The 20,807-nt window shown below is 67.7% G+C and carries 14 protein-coding genes and 2 tRNA genes; 5 read left to right on the top strand and 11 right to left on the bottom strand.

Annotated elements, in window-relative coordinates; all coding sequences use genetic code 11:
- Positions 1-32: 32 nt before the first annotated feature.
- The 8 genes from C882_RS23050 to C882_RS07735 form a co-directional block, all read right to left on the bottom strand.
- Positions 33-917 (bottom strand): bacteriohemerythrin, encoded by an 885-nt coding sequence (locus C882_RS23050; RefSeq protein WP_009540010.1) that lies wholly within the window; start codon positions 915-917, stop codon positions 33-35.
- Between the two features lie 30 nt (positions 918-947).
- The gene (ilvD, locus tag C882_RS07705; protein ID WP_009540011.1) at positions 948-2,801 is read right to left on the bottom strand and encodes a dihydroxy-acid dehydratase; all 1,854 of its coding nucleotides are present in this window, start codon (positions 2,799-2,801) and stop codon (positions 948-950) included.
- A gap of 138 nt (positions 2,802-2,939) precedes the next feature.
- Positions 2,940-3,854 (bottom strand): HAD-IIA family hydrolase, encoded by a 915-nt coding sequence (locus C882_RS07710; protein WP_009540012.1) that lies wholly within the window; start codon positions 3,852-3,854, stop codon positions 2,940-2,942.
- A gap of 5 nt (positions 3,855-3,859) precedes the next feature.
- Entirely contained in the window at positions 3,860-4,426 is a 567-nt protein-coding gene (locus C882_RS07715; protein ID WP_009540013.1) for a hypothetical protein, read from the bottom strand.
- Between the two features lie 18 nt (positions 4,427-4,444).
- Positions 4,445-7,099: a valine--tRNA ligase gene (locus tag C882_RS07720; RefSeq protein ID WP_009540014.1), complete on the bottom strand. Its 2,655-nt coding sequence runs from the start codon at positions 7,097-7,099 to the stop codon at positions 4,445-4,447.
- A gap of 112 nt (positions 7,100-7,211) precedes the next feature.
- Positions 7,212-7,919, bottom strand: coding sequence for a DUF2497 domain-containing protein (locus C882_RS07725; protein WP_152415240.1), 708 nt, complete (start codon positions 7,917-7,919; stop codon positions 7,212-7,214).
- Between the two features lie 99 nt (positions 7,920-8,018).
- Positions 8,019-9,458 (bottom strand): TolC family outer membrane protein, encoded by a 1,440-nt coding sequence (locus tag C882_RS07730; RefSeq protein ID WP_009540016.1) that lies wholly within the window; start codon positions 9,456-9,458, stop codon positions 8,019-8,021.
- Positions 9,459-9,682: 224 nt separating this feature from the next.
- A complete protein-coding gene (locus C882_RS07735) occupies positions 9,683-10,342 on the bottom strand; it encodes a protein-L-isoaspartate O-methyltransferase family protein (RefSeq protein ID WP_009540018.1) in 660 nt (219 codons plus the stop codon).
- A gap of 284 nt (positions 10,343-10,626) precedes the next feature.
- Between C882_RS07735 and C882_RS07740 the strand changes: the two genes are divergently transcribed.
- From C882_RS07740 to C882_RS07760, 5 genes are all read left to right on the top strand, one after another.
- Positions 10,627-10,700: transfer RNA gene (locus C882_RS07740), tRNA-Cys, on the top strand.
- Positions 10,701-10,717: 17 nt separating this feature from the next.
- A tRNA-Asn gene (locus C882_RS07745) sits at positions 10,718-10,792 on the top strand.
- Positions 10,793-10,854: 62 nt separating this feature from the next.
- Complete coding sequence (hspQ, locus tag C882_RS07750; RefSeq protein ID WP_009540019.1) at positions 10,855-11,184, top strand: heat shock protein HspQ; 330 nt, start codon at positions 10,855-10,857, stop codon at positions 11,182-11,184.
- 167 nt (positions 11,185-11,351) lie between these two features.
- Entirely contained in the window at positions 11,352-12,401 is a 1,050-nt protein-coding gene (locus C882_RS07755) for an SLAC1 anion channel family protein (RefSeq protein ID WP_009540020.1), read from the top strand.
- A gap of 131 nt (positions 12,402-12,532) precedes the next feature.
- Entirely contained in the window at positions 12,533-15,247 is a 2,715-nt protein-coding gene (locus C882_RS07760; protein WP_009540021.1) for a bifunctional acetate--CoA ligase family protein/GNAT family N-acetyltransferase, read from the top strand.
- Here the strand turns inward: C882_RS07760 and C882_RS07765 are convergent.
- From C882_RS07765 to C882_RS07775, 3 genes are all read right to left on the bottom strand, one after another.
- The gene (locus C882_RS07765; RefSeq protein WP_009540022.1) at positions 15,237-15,995 is read right to left on the bottom strand and encodes an SMP-30/gluconolactonase/LRE family protein; all 759 of its coding nucleotides are present in this window, start codon (positions 15,993-15,995) and stop codon (positions 15,237-15,239) included. The genes C882_RS07760 and C882_RS07765 overlap by 11 nt on opposite strands.
- 268 nt (positions 15,996-16,263) lie before the next feature.
- On the bottom strand, positions 16,264-17,244 hold the full coding sequence (locus tag C882_RS07770; protein ID WP_009540023.1) for an FAD-binding oxidoreductase: 981 nt from the start codon (positions 17,242-17,244) through the stop codon (positions 16,264-16,266).
- A gap of 99 nt (positions 17,245-17,343) precedes the next feature.
- Positions 17,344-20,607 carry a sensor domain-containing protein gene (locus tag C882_RS07775; RefSeq protein ID WP_009540024.1) on the bottom strand — a complete coding sequence of 1,088 codons (3,264 nt, stop codon included), beginning with the start codon at positions 20,605-20,607 and terminating at the stop codon, positions 17,344-17,346.
- Positions 20,608-20,807 lie beyond the last annotated feature (200 nt).

Raw genomic sequence — 20,807 nt, forward strand, 5'->3', positions numbered from 1 at the left:
ACTCGCCAGTCCGCCGTCGGGTTGCCGGCCCGTCAGACGTGGGACAGAACCTTGGTGGCAGCATCGAGGAACCCGCGGGCGGTGATCGGCTTTTCCAGGAAGGCATCGACGCCCGCCGCCAGTGCCTTCTCGCGCACCTCGCCATCGGAGTAGCCCGACATCATGATGATGCGCGCCTGCGAGCCGCGCTCCCGCGCCTGACGGGCGAACTCCAGCCCGTCCATGGTTTCCATGCGCCAGTCGCACAGCACCAGGTCGGGCGCCCGCTCCGCCAAGTCGTCCAGTCCCTCCTGCCCGTTGCCGGCGACGTGAATGTCGCGCACGCCCAGGCTTTTCAGGATCGTCTGGATGATGACCTGGAAGTTGCGGTTGTCTTCCACCACAAGCACCTTGAGAGCGGCCCAGTCCACCGCCGGCGCCCGGGCCTCCTCGCGCTCCTGCGCCTCCCGGTCGGCATCGGACTCACCGAAGCGGATACGGGCCGCTGCCGCGATGGCATCGGGGCTGGCGAGACAGGCGTCGCGGTAGTCGAAGTCCCGTTTTTCGATGTGATCCACCAACCAGTCCCGTAGGAAATCCAGAACTTCCCCGCCGTGGACACTATCCGGGTCCTCCTCGAAGCGGCTGCGAATTTCCATCACCTGGCGTTCCAGGTCCCGATGGCGCGCCTTGTGGGCCTCAAGCCCGGAATACCCGGCGACCTCCTGCAGCTTCTCCTCGCGTGCGAAGTGGTACTCGGTGTACTCCACCAGCGAGTTGAGCACGCTGCCGAGCGTCGCCTTTTCCTCGTTGTCCCCGACGGTATCGAAAACCTGATTCAGCAGGGAGACCAGGACCTTGTGGTCGGCGTCTATGACGGGAATGCCGATCTCAAGGTCCTTGCTCCACGCGATGTTCCTCGCCCCCTGATTGCCCACGCGCTTCCCCTCTCTTAGTAACTGAATGGTCTACTGCTTCTCGACCTGCGAAACGTCGCGCACCGCACCCTTGTGTGCGCTGGTGGTCAGCGCGGCGTAAGCCCGCAGGGCCTGGCTGACGGGCCGCTCGCGCTTCGCCGGCTTCCAGGCCTTGGCGCCCTTGGCTTCCATGGCCGTCCGGCGCTCGGCCAGGACCTCGTCGGACACCCGCACGGCGATGCCGCGGTTGGGGATGTCGATGTCGATCATGTCCCCTTCCTCGATCAGCGCAATGGCGCCGCCCGAGGCCGCTTCCGGCGAGGCGTGGCCGATGGACAGGCCCGAGGTGCCGCCCGAGAAGCGGCCGTCGGTGACCAGCGCGCAGGCCTTCCCCAGGCCCATGGATTTCAGGTAGCTGGTGGGATAGAGCATTTCCTGCATGCCCGGTCCGCCCTTCGGCCCTTCGTAGCGGATGACGACCACGTCCCCTTCCTTCACCACGCCGCCCAGGATCTTGGCGACCGCCTCGTCCTGGCTCTCGCAGATGACGGCGGGGCCGGAGAACTTGAGAATGCTTTCGTCCACGCCGGCCGTCTTCACGATGCAACCCTCGGGCGCGATATTGCCATAAAGCACCGCCAGCCCGCCATCCTTGCTGAAGGCATGCTCTGCCGAGCGGATGATGCCCTTCTCGCGGTCCTTCTCCACCTCGATGTAGCGGCGGTTCTGGCTGAACGCTTCCGTCGTGCGAACGCCGCCCGGCGCGGCGCGGTAGAAAGTGTCCACCTCCGGCGCAGCGGTGCGGGCGACATCCCACTTGTCGATGGCGTCGGCCATGGTGGCGGAGTGCACGGTGGGCACCGTGGCATCGAGCAGGCCCGCGGCCTCCAGCCGGCCCAGGATGCCCATGATGCCGCCGGCGCGGTGGACGTCTTCCATGTGCACGTCGGGCACGGAGGGCGCGACCTTGCACAGCACGGGCACCTCGCGCGACAGGCGGTCGATGTCGGCCATGGTGAAGTCGATGCCGGCCTCCTGCGCTGCTGCCAGCAGGTGGAGCACGGTGTTGGTGGAACCGCCCATGGCGATGTCCAGGCGCATGGCGTTCTCGAAGGATGCGAACGCGCCGACGTTGCGCGGCAGGACCGACTCGTCGTCCTCCAGGTAATAGCGCTTGGTGATCGCCATGACGGTGCGCGCGGCCTCGAGGAACAGTTCCTTGCGGTCGGCGTGGGTGGCCAGCAGCGATCCGTTGCCCGGCAGCGACAGGCCCAGGGCCTCCGTCAGGCAGTTCATGGAGTTGGCGGTGAACATGCCCGAGCACGATCCGCAGGTCGGGCAGGCGGAGCGCTCGTACTCCGCCACCGTTTCATCGTCGACGTTCTGGTCGGCGGCGACAACCATGGCGTCCACCAGGTCCACGGCCAGTTCCTTGCCCTCGCGCAGGACCTTGCCGGCCTCCATGGGGCCGCCGGAGACGAACACGGCGGGAATGTTCAGCCGCATGGCGGCCATCAGCATGCCCGGCGTGATCTTGTCGCAGTTGGAGATGCACACCAGCGCGTCGGCGCAGTGGGCGTTGACCATGTATTCCACGGCGTCGGCGATCAACTCGCGCGACGGCAGGCTGTAGAGCATGCCCGAATGCCCCATGGCGATGCCGTCGTCCACCGCGATGGTGTTGAACTCCTTGGCGATGCCCCCGTTGGCCTCGATCTCGCGCGCGACCATCTGGCCCAGGTCCTTCAGGTGGACGTGGCCCGGCACGAACTGGGTGAAGGAGTTGGCGACCGCGACGATGGGCTTGCCGAAATCCTCGTCCTTGACGCCGGTGGCACGCCACAGGCCGCGGGCGCCCGCCATGTTGCGGCCATGGGTGGAGGTGCGGGAGCGGTAGTCGGGCATGGTCGTTCTCCAGAAAGCCGCAGCTCTAATGCGGATTTTTATCGGACGCGAAAGGCTACGTCTACGGTTAGACGCCGACTCGGGGCATTTCAACCCCAAGCGCCGTGTGGTGCCGGAAGAATGCTGCCGGAATGGCGCTCAAGGCGTAGCAGCGATGAAGTTGGGCAGCAGGCCGGCCTCGCGGCAGCGGGCCAGGGTGTCCTGGCCGCGCAGGAATCCGTACTCCACCAGCATGACCCTCATGCCGGCGCCGCGACCGCCCAGGACGTCGGTGTGCGGGCTGTCGCCCACCATCAGCATGCGCTCTCGCCGCACGGCGGGGAAGCGCTGGCCCACGAGATCGTAGACCCCGCGGAACGGCTTGCCGAGGAAGGTCACGTCCGTCAGGCCCCGCGCCGCCAGGGTATGGGCGTAGAAGCCGGGCTCGGCGGAAATGCGCTCGCCGTAGGGACAGGCGACGTCCGGATTGCACACGACCATTGGGCGCGGCTTGATGGTCAGTGATGCATCCAGGAGCGCCGCCGTGGTCTCGGTCCAGTAGTTGTTGTCGACGAACAGAAAGCCGTCCACGGCATCCAGATCGCTTGCCGTCGGTGCCCGCTCCCGTCCCATGGGAACGCAGTCGGCGAAGCGGGCGGCGATGTCTTCGTCATGGGTGGCGAGCACGCCCCAGGTTCCGGCCGGGCGGGCGTCCATGATGGCGGGAAGCAGGGAGCGGCCGGAAACAACCTCTTCCGGCTCGATGTCGTAGCCCTTCGCGTTCAGCCCCTGGCACACGCCGTCGGGCCCGCGGGTGACGTCGTTGGTGACCACGCACAGCGGCACCCCCCGTTCGCGCAGCCCCTTGAAGGCGGCCAGCCCTTCGGGCAGGGCATCCCCACCCACGTGCAGCACGCCATAGGAATCGAACAGCACCAGGTCCACGCCGCCGCGGTCGACCACCTCCAGCAGGCCCGAAACCCGTTCGGGCGTCATCGGCGGCGGGAAGGCCGGCATGCGCGGATGCGCCTCCAGATAAATGTTCCAGGCAGTCTGGAAGGGGGTATAGAGCATCTGACTTATGAAGCCTCGTCCTGGGCGTCGCGCTCCGCCTGGAGCTTCTTTGCCCTTGATTTCAGGTCGATTTCGAGGCGCCGGACCTGGCGGTGCAGGTCATCGACGCGCGTGAGCGCGGCGCGGCGCCGCTCATCCCGGAAACGCCCGAACGGCGCCCTCAGCCCCAGCGCGCCGCCGATCCAGAGCAGCGCGAGCCCCGCCAGCAGGCTCAGCACCGCCGCCAGCACCCGGTCGGGCGCCTGCCCGATGGCGAGCGCGGTGCCCCAGACCCCGATTGTGGACAGGGCGGCGCCACCCAGCAGCACGAACCGGTCGATCAGGCGGGAGGAGCGCGCCTCCTGTCCCTCCGCGGCCTTGAGCGCGGCGGTGATTTCCGCCTTCGCCATCCCCTGCCAGGACTTGAAGGAGACACCGGCGGTGGCGGACCGGCCCTCGCGGATGAACCGCTCCAGCTTGGTCACCACCACCTCGGCCCGTTCCTCGGGCGTGGGCGCGCCGGGCGGGCGGGACGGCTTGCCACCGGAGGTCTTGGCCCCTGCCCTGCCCTTGCCGTCCGCGCCTTTCGCCATGCCGCACCGCCGGGCCGCTTACAGGGCCGCCAGGCGGTCGTACGCGTCGCGCAGTTTGTCGCGCGTGCCTTCGGCGTCGGCCAGTCGCTCGCGCTGCTCGGCCACCACGTCTGCCGGCGCCTTGGCGAGGAACTTCTCGTTACCGAGCTTGCCCGAGAGCTTGGAAATTTCGCCCTCGACCTTCTTCAGCTCCTTCTCCAGGCGCGCCTTTTCCTGGTCCACGTCGATGACGCCGGCAAGCGGCAGGATGACGGTCGCCTCGCCCACCACGGTCTGCGCCGCACCCTTGGCCGGAGCCTCGAACACCGCCTCCAGGCTGTCGAGCCGGGCCAGCGTCTTGATGAGCGCTGCGTGCCGTTCCATGCGCGCCACCGTCTCGGGCGAGGCATCCTTCAGTTGCAGGCCCAGACGGGCGCCGGGCGGCACGTTCATCTCGGAGCGAACCGAGCGGACGGAGGAGATCAGTTCCACCACCCAGTCCATTTCTTCGGCCGCGGCGGCATCGGCCACGTCGCCGGCGTCGGTCCAGTGGTGCTGGGCCAGCATGGACTCGCGCGCGGTTCCGCCGATCTGGCCCCACAGTTCTTCCGTCAGGTAGGGCATGAACGGGTGCAGCATGACCAGGATCTGGTCCAATACCCAGGCCGCCGTGGCGCGGGTCTCGGCCTTGGCGGCCTCGTCCTCGCCGTGGAAGACGGGCTTGGCGAATTCCAGGAACCAGTCGCAGAAGGTGTTCCAGGTGAAGCCGTAGGCGGCCTGGGCCGCCTCGTTGAACTTGTACTCCTCCACCGCCTTGGCGACGGTCGCGGCGGTTTCGGCCGCCTTGCCGACGATCCAGCGGTTGAGCGTCGACGTCACGCCCGCCGGCTGGAAGGCCGGATCGGGGCGGCACTCGTTCATCTCGCAGAACCGGGCGGCGTTCCAGATCTTGGTGCAGAAGTTGCGGTAGCCGGCGACGCGCTGCTCGCTCATCTTGATATCGCGGCCCTGGGCGGCCATGGCGACCAGGGTGAAGCGCAGGGCGTCGGCCCCGTACTCGTCGATCAGCGTTAGCGGATCGATGACGTTGCCCTTGGACTTGGACATCTTCTGGCCGTGCTCGTCGCGCACCAGGGCGTGGATGTAGACGTCCTTGAAGGGCACCTCATCCATGCCGTAGTGGCCGAACATCATCATGCGGGCGACCCAGAAGAAGATGATGTCGAAGCCCGTGACCAGCACGTCGGTCGGGTAGTAGCGCTTCAGCTCCTCCGTCTCCTCGGGCCAGCCGAGCGTGGAGAACGGCCAGAGCGCCGAACTGAACCAGGTGTCCAGAACGTCGGTGTCGCGGGTCAGCTCGACGGTCTTGCCGTAGTGCTTGTCCGCCGCTCCTTGCGCCTCGGCCTCGGTCTCCTCGACGAAGATTTCGCCGTCGGGGCCGAACCACGCCGGAACCTGATGACCCCACCAGATCTGACGGCTGACGCACCAGGGCTGGATGTTGCGCATCCATTCGAAGAACGTCTTCTCCCACTGCTTGGGCACAAAGCGAGTGCGCCCTTCCTCGACGGCCTTGATGGGCTCCTGCGCCAGCGTCTTGGCGTCGACGAACCACTGGTCCGTCAGCCAAGGCTCGATGACCACGCCCGAGCGGTCGCCGTAGGGGACCGTCATCGGGTTTTCCTCGACCTTCTCGAGCAGACCCTGCGCCTCGAACTCCGCGACGATCTTCTCGCGGGCCTCGAAACGGTCGAGACCGATGTAGCCCTCGGGCGCGTTCTCGTTGATGCGCGCGTCGCGGTCGAGAACGTTGATCATCTCCAGGCCGTTGCGGCGGCCGACCTCGAAGTCGTTGAAATCGTGGGCCGGCGTGATCTTCACCGCGCCCGAGCCCTTCTCCGGGTCGGCGTATTCGTCGGCGACGATGGGGATGCGGCGGCCGACGATCGGCAGCACGACGTGCTTGCCGATAAGGTCGGCGTAACGCTCGTCATCGGGGTGCACGGCGACGCCGGTATCCCCCAGCATGGTTTCCGGGCGCGTGGTGCCGACCGTGACGGTGACGCCCTCCTGCCCCTCCACCGGATAGCGGAAGTACCACATCTTGCCGACTGTCTCGCGCTGATCGACCTCCAGGTCGGAAATCGCCGTGTGCAGCTTGGGGTCCCAGTTGACCAGGCGCTTGTCGCGGTAGATCAGGCCCTTGCGGTGCAGGTCGACGAAGATCTTGCGAACAGCGGCCGACAGGCCGTCGTCCATGGTGAAGCGCTCGCGCGGCCAATCGGCGGAGGCACCCAGGCGGCGCAACTGGTTGATGATGGCGCCCCCGGACTGCGCCTTCCACTCCCAGACCTTTTCGATGAACTTTTCGCGGCCCAGGTCGTGGCGGGTCTTTCCCTCTTTCTCCAGATTGCGCTCGACGACCATTTGCGTCGCGATCCCGGCATGGTCGGTGCCCGGCTGCCATAGAACGTCGCGGCCCTGCATGCGGTGGAAGCGGATCAGAGCGTCCTGGAGGGTGAAGGTCAGCGCGTGCCCCATGTGCAGGGTGCCGGTCACGTTGGGTGGCGGCATCATGATGGTGTAGGGCGTCTTGCCGTCGGCCTTGGGATTGCAAGCGAATACGCCGGACTCTTCCCACCGTGCATAAAGTTTCTGCTCGACCTCGGCGGCGTTGTAGGTCTTGTCCAGCATCGCGTGTGTCTTCCCGTTTTCTCTGACGGCGATTGGGGCGAAAACGCCGACGCCGGGCCCCAGGGACCCGGCGTCGCGCGCGGTGTTAGATAATGATGGGTCCGGTGCGGTTTTATTGCTTTTCGGACCGGGATACCAGTCTCTCGATTTCCCGCTGGACCAGGCGCTCAACGATGCCCGGCAGGTTGGCGTCAATCCACTCGCGCAGCAGCGGGCGCAGCGCATCGCGGACCAGTTCCTCCAGCGTGATGGCGCCGTGGCCGACGGTGAGCTGCCGGTCCGAGGTCATGGTGCGGGCCAGCTGCGACAGGGCGGCGGCGGACGCGGCCTCGGTGGCCTGGCTCATCAGGTGATCGTCGTCCAGGCTGGCGGCAGGATTCGGCTGCGGCGCCGGCTCCGGTTCCGGCATGGGCTCCGGTTCGGGTTCGGGCTCCGGTTCAGGCTCCGGCTCCGGCTCGTCCATGTCCATCTCGTCGAACGAGAAGACCGGCGCTTCGGGCTCGGGCTCGGGCTCGGGCTCCCACTCCGGTTCCGGCTCAGGCTCGGGTTCCGGCTCCGGCTCGTCCTCGACCATCATGCTGTCGGTGAGTTCGAGCACATCCTCGTCGTCCTCGTCCTCGGCGACGGGCTCCGGTTCCGGCTCGGGCTCGGGCTCGGGTTCCGGCTCCGGCTCCGGTTCGGGCTCCGGCTCGGGCTGAGGAGGCGCTTCGGCCTTCTTCGGCTCCGGCTGGGCGTCCTCCTCCTCGTCCTCCGACAGGATCTTGCGAATGGAGGCGAGGATGTCCTCCATCGATGGTTCCTGCTGCCCCTTGTCGTCCATGTGCCTAAACCGTCTTAATACCTATTCCCGGCCGCGAAGAGTAACGGATAACCCCTCACCGTACCACGAGAAAAAGCCAGCGCCCCTAATCCGCGCCGGTCATTCGCCAAGCCGGACACCCATGGGGCCGCCGCGCTCGCTGCCGGTGATCGCCAGTTCTTCGTCGTCCTCGGCCCACTTGTTGCCGCCGATCCACTGGTCGCGCACGTCAAGATAGTGGGCGTCGGGATCATAGGCTTCGATGGGCAGGTCGAGGGATTGGACGGTCATCCGACCGACCGACGCCAGAAGCTGGTAGGCCGCCACGAATTCCGTGCGTTGGGCTCGCACGAGGTTGACGCGGGCGTCCAGCAGCTCCTGCTCCTGGTCGAGCACGTCCAGGACTGTCCGCGCCCCGACCTGGGCTTCGCGCTGGACGCCTTCCAATGCGATCTGAGCAGCTTCCACCTGGGCCGTCAGCGACTCGATGGCGGCGCGGGCGGCGGCCAGGTTCTCCCACGACTGCACGGCGGCCTCGCGGGCGTCGAACTGCGCCTCGTCCACCTCGATCCGGCGCTGGCCCGCGACATGCTTGGATTCGCGCAGGCGGGAATAGACCTGCCCCGCCTGGTACAGCGGGACAGTGGCCTGCACCACCACGCTGGCACTGTCGCTGCGGAAGCCCTGGCGGCTGCTTTCCCAGTTCTGACCGTAAGAGCCGATAAGGTTGACCGTCGGCAGCAACTCGCCCCGCACCTGATCGATGTTGTCGACGGCCGCGTCAGCGCTGTACTGGCGCGAGACGACGCTGGGGCGGCTGGTGATCGCCAGTTCCACCGACTCGCGCAGACTGTCGGGCAGGTTGGCGACCGGCGGCGGCGTGTCCACTTCGCCGGGCACGGCTCCGACGACCCGCTCGTAGGTCGCGCGCACCGACTGAAGCTCGCTCTCGGCCGAGATGCGATCGGAGATCGCGCCAGCCACGCGGGCCTCGGCCTGCGCCACGTCGGTGCGGGTCACTTCCCCGACACGGAACCGGTCGCGCGTCGCGTCCAGCTGGCGTTGCAGGACATCCACGTTGTTCTGCGTCAGTTCCACCACCGCCTGCGCCTGGATCACGTCCATGTAAGCCGTGGCCGCGGCAAGCAGTACTTCCTGCTCGGTCGCCTGCAGGCCGGCTTGCGCGGACCGCACTGAATTCTTGGCCTGCTCCACCGCCGCTTCCGTGCGGAAGCCGCGAAACAGCGGCTGCGCCACCTGAATTTCATAGCCGCGGGGCGTCAGGTCGGAACTGCCGGTCGTACGGGTATTGTCGTCGACGATGGCCTTGCCGATCGAGCCCGTGACCTCCACCGTCGGGCGCCAGCCGGACTTGGCCTGCGGCACCGATTCGTCGACCGCGCGCACGGCGGCGCGCTGGGCCTTGAGCGTCGGGTTGTTGAGGTAGGCGCTCGCCAGGGCTTCCCTGAGGCTTTCCGCGTGGGCCGCCGACAGCGGAACAAAGGCGGCGGCAGCGCCGAAAATGGCGGCCGCGACGGCGATGGAAACAGGCTTTTTCATCGACAATCACCTTGAATGAAATTGCTGGCGGCGTCCCCCGCGGCGATCCGGCGCCAAGCATACGCCAGGCAACGGTTTGTGGGAAAGAGTGCGGAGACCTGCCATGTGATGTTCATGGTCCCGCGCGGCAACCGGCGCCGCAAGGGCCACTCCCGATACGGCTCCGGCCGCCACGCGGGACAGGCATGGCGGCCGGAGCAAGAGGTGCGACGCTGAAGGCGCAATCAGAAGACGAACTTGGGCGCCGGTTCGAAGCCCGGCAGCATGGGCACCTTGGCGTCGAACGCCGTGCGGCGGCCGACCACGCCTTCGTTGCGGGTCACCAGCGTGGCCTGACCGACCTCGGCGTCGGCATCGTCCTCGATGACCGTCACCAGACGGCCGCCTTCCCGCAACTGGTCGAGGATGGCCTTGGGCACCTCGGCGATGGCGCCGTCGAAAAAGATGACGTCATAGGGCGACTGCTGGGGATATCCCTGGTCCAGCGGGCCGCTGACGACGGCGACGTTATCGATGTTCAGGTCGGCCATCAGGCGCGACGCGCGGTCGGCGAGTTCCTGGTCCGCCTCCAGCGCGACCACGGTGGACGCCATGTGCGCCATGACGGCGGCGGAATAGCCGGTGCCCGCACCGATGACCAGGACCACGTCGTCCTCCTGCACCGCGCACTCCTGCAGCAGGCGGGCGAGGATCATCGGCTCCATCAGGCAGCGGCCGTTGCCCAGCGGGATTTCCTCGTCCATGTAGCAGATGGACTGCATCGCCTTGGGCACGAACAGCTCTCGCGGGAGCGTCTTCATCGCGTTAAGCACCAGGGGGTCGGTGACCCGGTTGGTGCGGATCTGGCCCTCGACCATGTTGCGGCGAGCGATGGTAAAGTCCATGGAAAACCCCTCTGCGGTGCCGGGCGGCCCGTCGGATGAAAATTAAGTGCGGCGGTCGCGCGCCCGTCGTCTCGATCGATGCTGAAAAGGTGTCCCGCCCGTGCGGGTATGACGGCGGTCTTATAGCCCCGCCCCGCGCGAAAGACAATGCCGCGCTACATCGACAAGGAAACCTGTTTTCCCAAAAGGTGTTGACCTCGGCCGTTCCAGTCCCTATAAAACGCGCCTCCCCCACGGGGGAGCACCGCAGACGGCGCCTTCAAGACAAGGACGCCCGACGCTAAGGCCCGGTGGCAGAGTGGTTATGCAGGGGACTGCAAATCCCCGTACATCGGTTCGATTCCGGTCCGGGCCTCCATAGACTGCTGGCGATGATCCGGCGTAGCTCAACGGTAGAGCATGCGACTGTTAATCGCAGGGTTGTAGGTTCGAATCCTACCGCCGGAGCCACCGCCCCACCCGGGGCGCCCCTTTGCGCCGCCAGCCTTTTTTTGCGCTTCACGGGAGCCGTGTTGACCACGCAATCCAAGCCGCGACGCGCCCGGTTCTCCATCGGCCAGACCGTCCGCCACAAGAGCTACCGTTACCGCGGCATCGTGGTCGACGTCGATCCGTCGTTCCGCATGGACGACGCCTGGTACGCCGACCAGACCGAGCGGCAGCCACCCAAGGACAAGCCCTGGTACCACGTGCTGGTCGACCAGACGGAAATGTCAACCTACGTCGCCGAACGCAATCTTCTGGCCGACGATACGGACGACCCCATCGACCATCCCGATGTCGAGGAATGGTTCAACGAGTCCGACGAAGGCCTCTACACGCCGCTGTCGCGCCCCAACTGAGGGCACGCGGCCGGCTCGGCTCCAGTCTCCATCTGACCCCCAGCCCCGCGCCGGCCACCGTCGCGGGGTTTCGTTTGCGGGAATGACGAAGCTCAATTACATTAGGGCCTGCTTATGTGATGGTGCGGTCGCATCCTCTTTTCGTTGGTGACCGGAGTTCGCACGACATGCCTGAGGCCAAACGCCCCGATTCCGTCTCTGCCCCTGCCGACGCCGGCGCCGGAACCGCGCCGGCCGGCGCCATTCCCGCCGCCACCAGCGCCGCGGGGCCGTGGCTGATGCACGTGCCTGTACCCCTGTTCGCCGTGGTGATGGGCGTGACCGGCCTGGGCATCGCCTGGCGCAAGGCCTCGCACACGGTCGCGGCGCCTGCCATGGTCGGCGAGGCGATCATGGCGCTTGCGGCGGTGCTGTTCGTGGCCATCACGGTGCTCTACGGCGCCAAGGCCCTGCGTTTTCCCCAGGCGGTGAAAAAGGAGTTCGCGCACCCCATCCGCGCCAACTTCTTCCCGGCTTTTTCCATCGCCATCCTTCTGCTGTCCATCGGCGCCATCCCGCACGCTCCCACGCTGGCCCTGTGGATGTGGGCGGCGGGCGCCGTGCTGCACGTCACCCTGACGGTGACGCTGCTCAAGCGATGGATCTTGCACGACGTCCACATTGCGCATTCCAACCCGGCGTGGTTCATTCCCATCGTCGGCAACATCATCGTGCCCCTGACGGGCAGCCACTTCGGCTTCACCGAGGTGGCATGGTTCTTCTTCTCCATCGGCGTGGTGTTCTGGCTGGTGCTGATGACGTTGCTCATCTACCGCATCATTTTCCACGACCCCATGCCGACGAAGATCCTGCCGACGCTGTTCATCTTCATGGCGCCCCCGGCCGTCGGCTATCTGTCCTATGTGGCGCTGACGGGCGGCGTGGTGGACGGTTTCGCGCGGGTGCTGCTCTACACCGGGCTGTTCATCGCCCTGCTGCTACTGAGCATGACGCGCACCTTCCTGAAAGTGCCCTTCGCGGTGTCCTGGTGGGCCTTCACCTTTCCAAGCGCAGCCCTGGCCTGCGCGGTGCTGGATTATGGTGCCCGCGTCGGTGCGCCTGCCGGGCTGACCGTGCTCGGCTGGAGCCTGCTGGGGCTGGCGACCGTGATCATTGCCACGGTCTTCATCCGCACGACGGCGGCCCTCATCGGCGGGAATCTGTTCGTGCCCGAATGATCCGGGGCCGGGGTGCGGCATAAGGCGCTAAGGGGTCGGCCGGAAGTCGTGCCGCCCCCTTTCTTGTTGCACCGCAAACTCAGGGCGTTAGGCTGACCTCATCCTTCTGGGCACCGATGACGAGGGGGGTCATGAGCGTCCGCAACCTGAAATGCCTGTTCAAGCCGGAGTCGGTCGCCGTCGTGGGGGCGTCCAATTCCGAGACGGCCATCGGCGGCATCGTCATGCGCAACCTTCTGCGCGGCGATTTCGGCGGTCCCATCATGCCCGTCACCCGCTCCGCTCAGGCGGTGCAAGGGGTGCTGGCCTATCCCGACATCGCCAGCCTGCCGCTGACGCCCGAGCTGGCCGTCATCTGCACACCGCCCGAGGATGTGCCGCAGGTGGTGGACGAACTGGGCGCACGCGGCACCCGGGCGGCCGTCGTCGGCTCGGCCGGCATGGGCAAGGCCGAAGGCGCCGACGGCCGCACCGCCATGGACCAGGTCCAGGACCTCGCCCGCAAGTACGGAATGCGCATTCTCGGCCCCAACAGCATGGGGCTCATGGTCCCGCACATGGGGCTGAACGCCAGTTCGCTGCACCTGCCGGCGCGCCAGGGGCGGCTTGCCTTCGTCTCGCAGTCGGGCGCCCTGTGCGCGTCCGTGCTGGACTGGGCGCATACCCACGGAGTCGGATTCTCGCACTTCATGTCCATTGGCGAAGCGGTGAACACCGACTTCGGCGACCTGCTGGACTACCTGGGCAGTGACCCGCAGACCAACGCCATCCTGCTCTACATCCAGTCGGTCAAGGACCGCCGCAACTTCATGTCGGCCGCCCGTGCCGCCGCCCGCAACAAGCCGGTGCTGGCCATCAAGGCCGGCCGCCATGAACAGGCGAGCCGGGCCGTCTACAGCCACACCGGCGCCCTGGCCGGGTCCGATCAGGTCTACGACGCCGCCTTCCGCCGCGCCGGCATGCTGCGGGTGTACGACTTCGAGGAACTGTTCGCCGCCGTCGAGACCCTGGGCCGCTCGCGCCGGCTGAAGGGCGACCGGCTGGCGATCGTCACCAACGGCGGCGGCGTCGGGATCATGGCGGCCGACGACCTGCTGGGGCTGGACGGGCGTCTGGCGGACCTGTCGGACGACACCATGGAAAAACTGAACAAGGTGCTGCCCGGCATCTGGTCGGGCGGCAATCCCATCGATCTCATCGGTGACGCTCCGCCCGACCGCTACCTGGAAACGCTGAAGATTCTTCACGCGGCCAAGGAGGTGGACGCCATCCTGGTCATGCACGTTCCGGTCGCCATGGTGGACGCGACGGCGGTCGCCCAGGCGGTCATCAACTTCGCCAAGGAAAAGCGCACCGCCCACATCGGCACCTGCTGGGTCGGCGACGAGCGGGTGCGTGATGCCCGCCGCCTGTTCGCCGAGTCGAACATCCCTACCCTGGACACGCCGGATCAGGCCGTGCGCGCCTTCATGCACACGGTGCAGTACCAGCGCAACCAGGAACTGCTGATGGAGACGCCGGCTTCGCTGGCGACAGACTTCCAGCCGGCCACGGAAACGGCGCGGTCCATCATCCGCGACGTGCTCGCGCGCGGCGACTCCATGCTCTCGGAACCCGAGGCCAAGGCGGTCCTGCTGGCCTATGGCGTGCCCACGGTCGAAACCCACATCGCCAAGACACCTGACGAGGTGGAGCGCCTGACTGCGCGCATGGGCCATACGGTGGCGCTCAAGATCATGTCGCCCGACATCGGCCACAAGTCCGATGTCGGCGGCGTGGTGCTGGACCTGAACACGCCCGAGGAGGCCCGCCAGGCCGCCGAGAAGATGGAAAGCCGCCTGCGCCGCATCTTCCCCGACGCGCGCCTGGACGGCTTTTCCGTGCAGACCATGGCTCGGCGCACCGGCGCGCACGAGTTGATCGTCGGCGTCTCCACCGACCCAATCTTCGGTCCCGTCATCCTGTTCGGCCAGGGCGGCGTGGCGGTGGAGGTGATCGGCGACCGCGCCGTCGCCCTGCCGCCCATGAACATGACCCTGGCAAAAGAGGTCATCGGCCGCACCCGCGTCTCGAAGCTCCTGGAGGGCTATCGCGGCCGCCCGCCGGCGGACACCGAAAGCATCAGCCGCACGCTGATCCAGGTCGGCCAGCTCATCACCGACATCCCCGAAATCGTCGAGCTGGACATCAACCCACTGTTCGCCGACGCCGACGGGGTGCTGGCCATCGACGCCCGCATGCGCGTGCAGGAGGCGCCGGCGGTGGCGACGGACCGGCTGGCGATCCGCCCCTATCCGCGCGACCTTGAAGAGGTCTTCACCATGCGCAATGGGCGCAAGGTGATGTTGCGGCCCATCCGGCCCGAGGACGAGCCCAACCACCACGTCTTCGTCAGCCGCCTGACGCCCGAGGACATCCGCTTCCGGTTCTTCGGTCTGGTGCAGGAACTGCCGCACAGCCAGATGGCGCGCCTGACGCAGATCGACTACGACCGCGAAATGGCCTTCATCGGCGTCTCCAAGGACGACGAGGGCAACGACGAAACCCTGGGTGTGGTGCGCACGGTGACGGACCCCGACAACGAGTCGGCCGAGTTCTCCATCGTCATCCGCTCCAACCTCAAGGGCGGCGGCCTGGGCATCCGCATGATGGAAAAGATGATCGAGTACTGCCGCGCCCGCGGCACCAAGTACATGGTCGGCCAGGTCCTCAAGGAAAACCAGCGCATGCTCAAGTTCGTGGAGCACCTGGGCTTCAAGCGCACCGCGACCATCGACATCGACATCGTGGAGGTGACGCTGGACCTGCAGAACACGCCGACCCAGCAGGAGCCCTTTACCGGCTGACGGCCGCCGGCAGCGGGCAGACGGCCAGCGCGCTGTCGGCCACCGACCCGATCACCAGCCGGTCGCCCGCCGCAACCGCGCTGGTGGCCGCGGCCAGGATGGCGCTGTCGGGATCGTCGAACAGGACCCGCGCCGGCCCGGCCCCGTCCGGATCGACCGCCACGACGCGGGAGCCCGGCGGGTCGACGCCCAGCCACTCCTGCCGCGAGAGCATGAGCTGCAGTCCGCCCGTCAGAACCGCCACGGCGAGCCGCCCGTCGGGCAACGCCGAGACGTTGTCCGGCGGCCCGTCCAGCGGCACACGCGCTGCGACCGTGCCGTCCGGCGTCAGGACCGTAAGCCGGTCGGCCCGCGTTTCAGCGACGACGATACGCCCGTCGTTCAGCCGGGCGATGCCGTTGGCGAAGGCCAGGCCTTCCGCGAATGGGGCGTACTGGCCCGGGCGGATGATCTTCGCGCGGGCGAGCGGAACCGTCACCTCCAGCAGGCGGCCAAGGCCGCTCTCCGAGCCCTGGTCGATGCTGACCAGCCATCCGCCCTGCCCGTCCGGCGCCACGTCGTTGGCCCGCGACAGGCGGTCGTCTTTCCGGGCTTCAGGCGCTGCAAGCGCGCCGTTGTCACCGACGGGGAAGACAAGCAATTGCGACCTCTCCCGCCGATCGCGGTGGTCGATGACCGCCAGCGCCGCGCCGGCGTCGTCCAGGGCAATGCCGTGGGGAAAGGTGACCGCCCCGGCGTCCAGCCGCATCGCCGTGCCCGCCTCCAGACTCGCGGCCGGAAGCGCGTAGAGGCCGCCGCCGGACCTGCCGGCGCGATCATGGGCGGAGATGAAGAGGGTGCCGGAAGGAGCGTGGAACGCAAGGTCCTCCGGGCCCAAAATGGCCGCGCCGGTTCTGATGTCGGTCAGCGGGACTCGCCGGCAGTCAAGCGGCTGGGAATGCGTCACTGAGGCCGTGAGCGCCAGCAGTCCAGCCAGAACGGCCCCCATCCGCAGCCTCATATCCCCCGCCCGTCCGTCAGTCGTACTTTTCCGTCCGCACGTTATAGCCCAACTCGGTCAGGGCTGTGCGTGCATTGTCGACCATGCCGGGATGGCCGCAGGCATAGGCCGCCGTTTCCCCCACGGGCAGCTCGAAGCGCCGGCGCACGGCAGGGACCAGGCTTTCCGCCCTGCCCTTCGCGCCCTGCCAGCCCGCGTTGCGCGGGTCATCGGGTCGGCTGACGGTGGGGATGTAGGTCAGCAGGTCGGGGCGACGGCGCGCCAGGTCCGCAAGTTCCGTATCATAGCCGAACTCGTCGCCGTGGCTCGCGCCGTGGACCAGCACGCAGTTCAAGTCCCGCCGGCCGCGGTGCAGCGCGTCGCGCAGGATGCTGACGAAGGGATTCACGCCGGTGACGGTGGCGAGCATGAGGTGCCGGGCCGCGCTCTCGTCGAAGGCAATACCGCCCTTTGGTGCGCCGGCGATCTCCACCCGGTCCCCGGCCTTGAGGCGCGCGATCTTCGACGTCATGCGGCCCTGGGGGACGATCTCGACGTAGAATTCCAGGTGTGGCTCGTGCGGGGCCGAGGCCAGGGTATAGCGCCGCCGCGTGCCCTCCAGTTCAAGGCGCAGGGACTGCCCGGGCGTGTATGCGAGCCCGGCGGGCTTGGCGATGAAGAGACGCAACAGGTCCGGCCGCACCCGGCGCACCTCCAGCACCTCGCCGCCCTGGCCCGACGCCACCGACGGCGGTGTCGGCTCGGCGGTCTTGGCCGCCCCCGGTTCGGCGGCGGGAGCCGGCCCGCACGGCGCCCGCTTGCGCTCCTCTGCCGGGCGGGCGTTGTGTGCCGCGGCGGCCGAGCGGCGCACGGAGACGGTCCGGGCATCCGGCGGAGAGGGCGGCGCGGCCGCTGCGGGACGGTCGCGCCGGCGCGCACGCTCCTCGGCCGGCAGATCGTTCAGCGGGATCGCCTTTCCGGCCGAGGCAGTTCGGCCGCGTGGCGGGCGGTGCAGCATGTGGGGTTCCGTTTGCGTGTTCGCGAGGCTGGGTGGGCAATGTCTTCCACCACACCAACGCGCGGGAACGCCAATGGTGTCAAAGGCTTCGCCGCCGGTTCACGCCCCGGCCGCAGTGCCGATCGTTTCCTCGGGCACCAGGCTTTCGCCCGCTGCTTCGCGCCGCAGGAGGTCGGCGATCTGGTCGGCGGGCATGGGGCGGCCGAAGTAGTAGCCCTGGGCCACATCGCAGTTTTCGGCGCGCAGGTAGGTATAGGTCTCCAGGTCCTCGACGCCCTCGGCCACGACGCGCAGGCCCAGCGAGTGCCCCAGATTGATGGTGGCGCGCGCGATGACGGCGTCGTTGGCGTCGGTGGTGATGTGGCGCACGAAGCTTTGGTCCACCTTCAGCTTGTCGACCGGGAACTGCTTCAGATAGCTGAGCGAAGAATAACCGGTACCGAAATCGTCGATGGCAAGCTGGATGCCAAGGTCGGACAGGTCGGTCAGAAGCTCGATGGCCTGACGGGCGTCCTGCATGAGCATGCTTTCCGTCAGCTCCATCTCGATGGCCGTCGGGTCGACCTGATGCTCGGCGATCAGCGCCTTGACACGGTCGATGATGCCGTCCTGGCGGAACTGAACCGCCGAGATGTTGATGGCCATGGTGATGGGCGGCAAGCCGTCGTCCAGCCAGGCGCGGCTCTGGCGCATGGCTTCCGACATCACCCATTCCCCGATGGGCAGGATCAGGCCGCTGTCCTCGGCGACCGGGATGAACCGGGCCGGCGAGACCATGCCCTGTTCCGGGTGCTGCCAGCGCAGCAGCGCCTCGACGCCGATGACGCGGCCGGTCGCGACGCTGATCTGCGGCTGGTAGAACAGCGTCAGTTCGTCCCGCTCCACCGCCCGGCGCAGGTCCCCTTCGATGCCCAGTCGTACCTGGGCCTCGGCGTTCATTTCCGAACTGAAGAAATAGTACGACGCCGTTTCCGAGCGGATGGCCCGGTACATGGCCATGTCGGCGTTCTTGATGAGGTGGTCGGGGTCCTCGCCGTCCTGCGGGAATATGGCGATGCCGACGTTGGCGCCCAGGTGGATCTCGTGGCCGTCCATGTCGACGGTGGTGCCCACGGCGTCCACCACCTTCTTCGCCAGCACGGCGGCGGCCTCGGCGTTGGGCAGGTCGCTCTGGATGACGGCGAACTCGTCGCCGCCGATGCGGGCCACCGTGTCCGCGTCCTCGGCCACCAGCTGGATCCGTTCGGCCATGGTGGACAGCAGTTGGTCGCCCGCCGCGTGGCCAAGGGTATCGTTGATGCGGCTGAACCGGTCCAGGTCCACGAACATCACGGCCAGTGCCTTCTGCATGCGCCGCGCGTGGCTTACCGCCTGGTGCAGGCGGTCGCGGAACAGCACGCGGTTGGGCAGGCGAGTCAGCGTGTCGTAGTTGGCGAGATAGCGGATGCGCTCCTCCGCCCGCTTGCGCTCGGTGACGTCCTCGTGGATGGCGACGAAGTGGGTGATCTTGCCGTGTTCGTCGGTGATCGGCGCGACGGTCTGGTCGACGGTGTACAACGTCGCGTCCTTGCGGCGTTCCACCATCTCGCCGCGCCACACCCGGCCGCTTTTCACTGTGCGCCACAGGGTGGCGTAGGTGTCGGGGCTCTGCACGCCCGACTTCAGCACGGCGGGCGTCTTGCCCAGGACGTCCTTGCGGTCGTAGCCCGACAGGCGCGTGAAGGCGTCGTTGACCCACTCGATGCTGCCGTTGAGGTCGGTGATGAAGATTGCGTTGGCCGCCGCCGCCATGGCCGTGCCCTGCAGGCGCAAGCGTTCCTGGTCACGCACGATCTGGAACGCCGATCCCAGGCGGCCGCCGGCGCGGGCGATGCGGGCCGTGTCGGGCCGGCTCAGGTGGGCCGGATCGCCGGCGAGCACGATGACGCCGACCACCTCGTTCTGCGCGTGCAGGGGCACGGCCGTCACGCCGTCGAGCCCAAGGCCCTTGATGGCCCGCACACAGGGACCCGGTGGGCCGACGAGTGTCGAGATCGTCACCTGCTGCGTCTCGCCCAGGCGCACAGCCTCCGCTGCGGGACAGAACTCGGGCATGGCGGCGTCCCAGCGGATTTCGCCTTCGAAGGAGACCTCCGGCGCCCTTTCGCCGGCCGTGCCGCGCAGGCTGACCGTGCCGTCCAGTTCCTTGGTGCCGATCCACACGAGCGGAAGGTTGCTGACCTCGGCCATGCGCTCGGCGGCCATGCCGGCCACCTGATCGAGCGAGGCACCGCGGAAGGCCTGCTGGTCGAGCCTCTGGAGCAGGTCGTCCAGATGCTCGGTCACCAGGGCTTCCGAGATGTCGCGCACGACGGCCACATGGTGAAGGCCTTGGGCATCGCGCATGCAGGCGACGCGCAGGTCGATGGTCATGAGCCCGCCGTCGCCCCGCCGCGCCTGCGTGCGGGTCGCGCGCACGGCGCGGCCGTCTTCGCCCAAGCCAGTCGAGGCCTCGACGATCAGGCCCCCTTCGGGATGCGCCTCGTGGTCCTCCGCCGGCAGGACGTGGGCCGCGGGACCGCCGACCACCGTCACTGCGTGCATGCCGAAGATGCGCTCGGCCTCGGCGTTGAAATCCGACACGCGGCCGTCGGCGCCGACGGTGACGATGCCGTCGGCAACCGTGTTGAGAACGGCGCGAATGTGATCTTCACGTCCGGCCGCCACGCGCTCCGCCTCGACCGCCGCCTCGCGCGCGGCCGCAAGGTCCTTGGCCTGTCGGCGCTGCACCAGCACGATGAATCCGACGGCGATGGCCATGGTCAGGCCCTGGGCGATCAGGAAGCCCATGGGCGCCAGCTCGGGATCGCGCCCCAGGAAGGGATAGCCGAGCGTGTGCGCGGCCCAGGCGACGAAAAGAACCGCGATGTAGGTGAAGTTGTCCCGCTGCTCCGCCCGCCGCGACCAGAAGGCCCAGGCGGTAATCAGCATGACGCCGGCCATGAAGACGTACTGCGGCAACGTGGTCCAGAAGAACGACAGGTCCAGCATGGCTGCCGTCAACGCCCAGCCGACCGCGGTCGCCAAAAGCGCCGCGAACACCGCCGGCCGCCCCCGGTTGCCGAGGAAGCGCCAGGTGCCGGCCAGCAGCAGGACCGCCGTCAGTCCGTTCAGACTTTCGGAGACGAACAGGATTCCGGGGTCGTAGGTCAGCGGGTCCGGCGCGACGACAAGAAGCTGCAAGGCGTGCACGAAGAACGACAGGGCCCAGAGTTTCAGCCCGCCCGCCGCGTTCGGCAGGCGCGCAAGATAGGCCAGGGCCACGGCGAGCACCACCGAGCCCAGCACAGCGCCCACCACCGCCGCCGACAGCGAAAAGGCCATGTTTCCCCACTCTCCCGTATCGATTGCCGGGGTCACGCCGCCGCGACACCCTCCGGGGGTCGAACGAAGTGTACCATCCGAAGGCAGTAGCACCTTCCCCCTTCGGACTCAACCGCGATGAAAGTCAGGGGTGGCATTGCGCGCCCTGCTGACCCCAGGGCTGCGGCGCTCGAAGGCGCCGGACGATCTCGCGCGTGGGT

Source organism: Caenispirillum salinarum AK4 (assembly GCF_000315795.1).
Lineage (GTDB): Bacteria > Pseudomonadota > Alphaproteobacteria > Rhodospirillales > Rhodospirillaceae > Caenispirillum > Caenispirillum salinarum.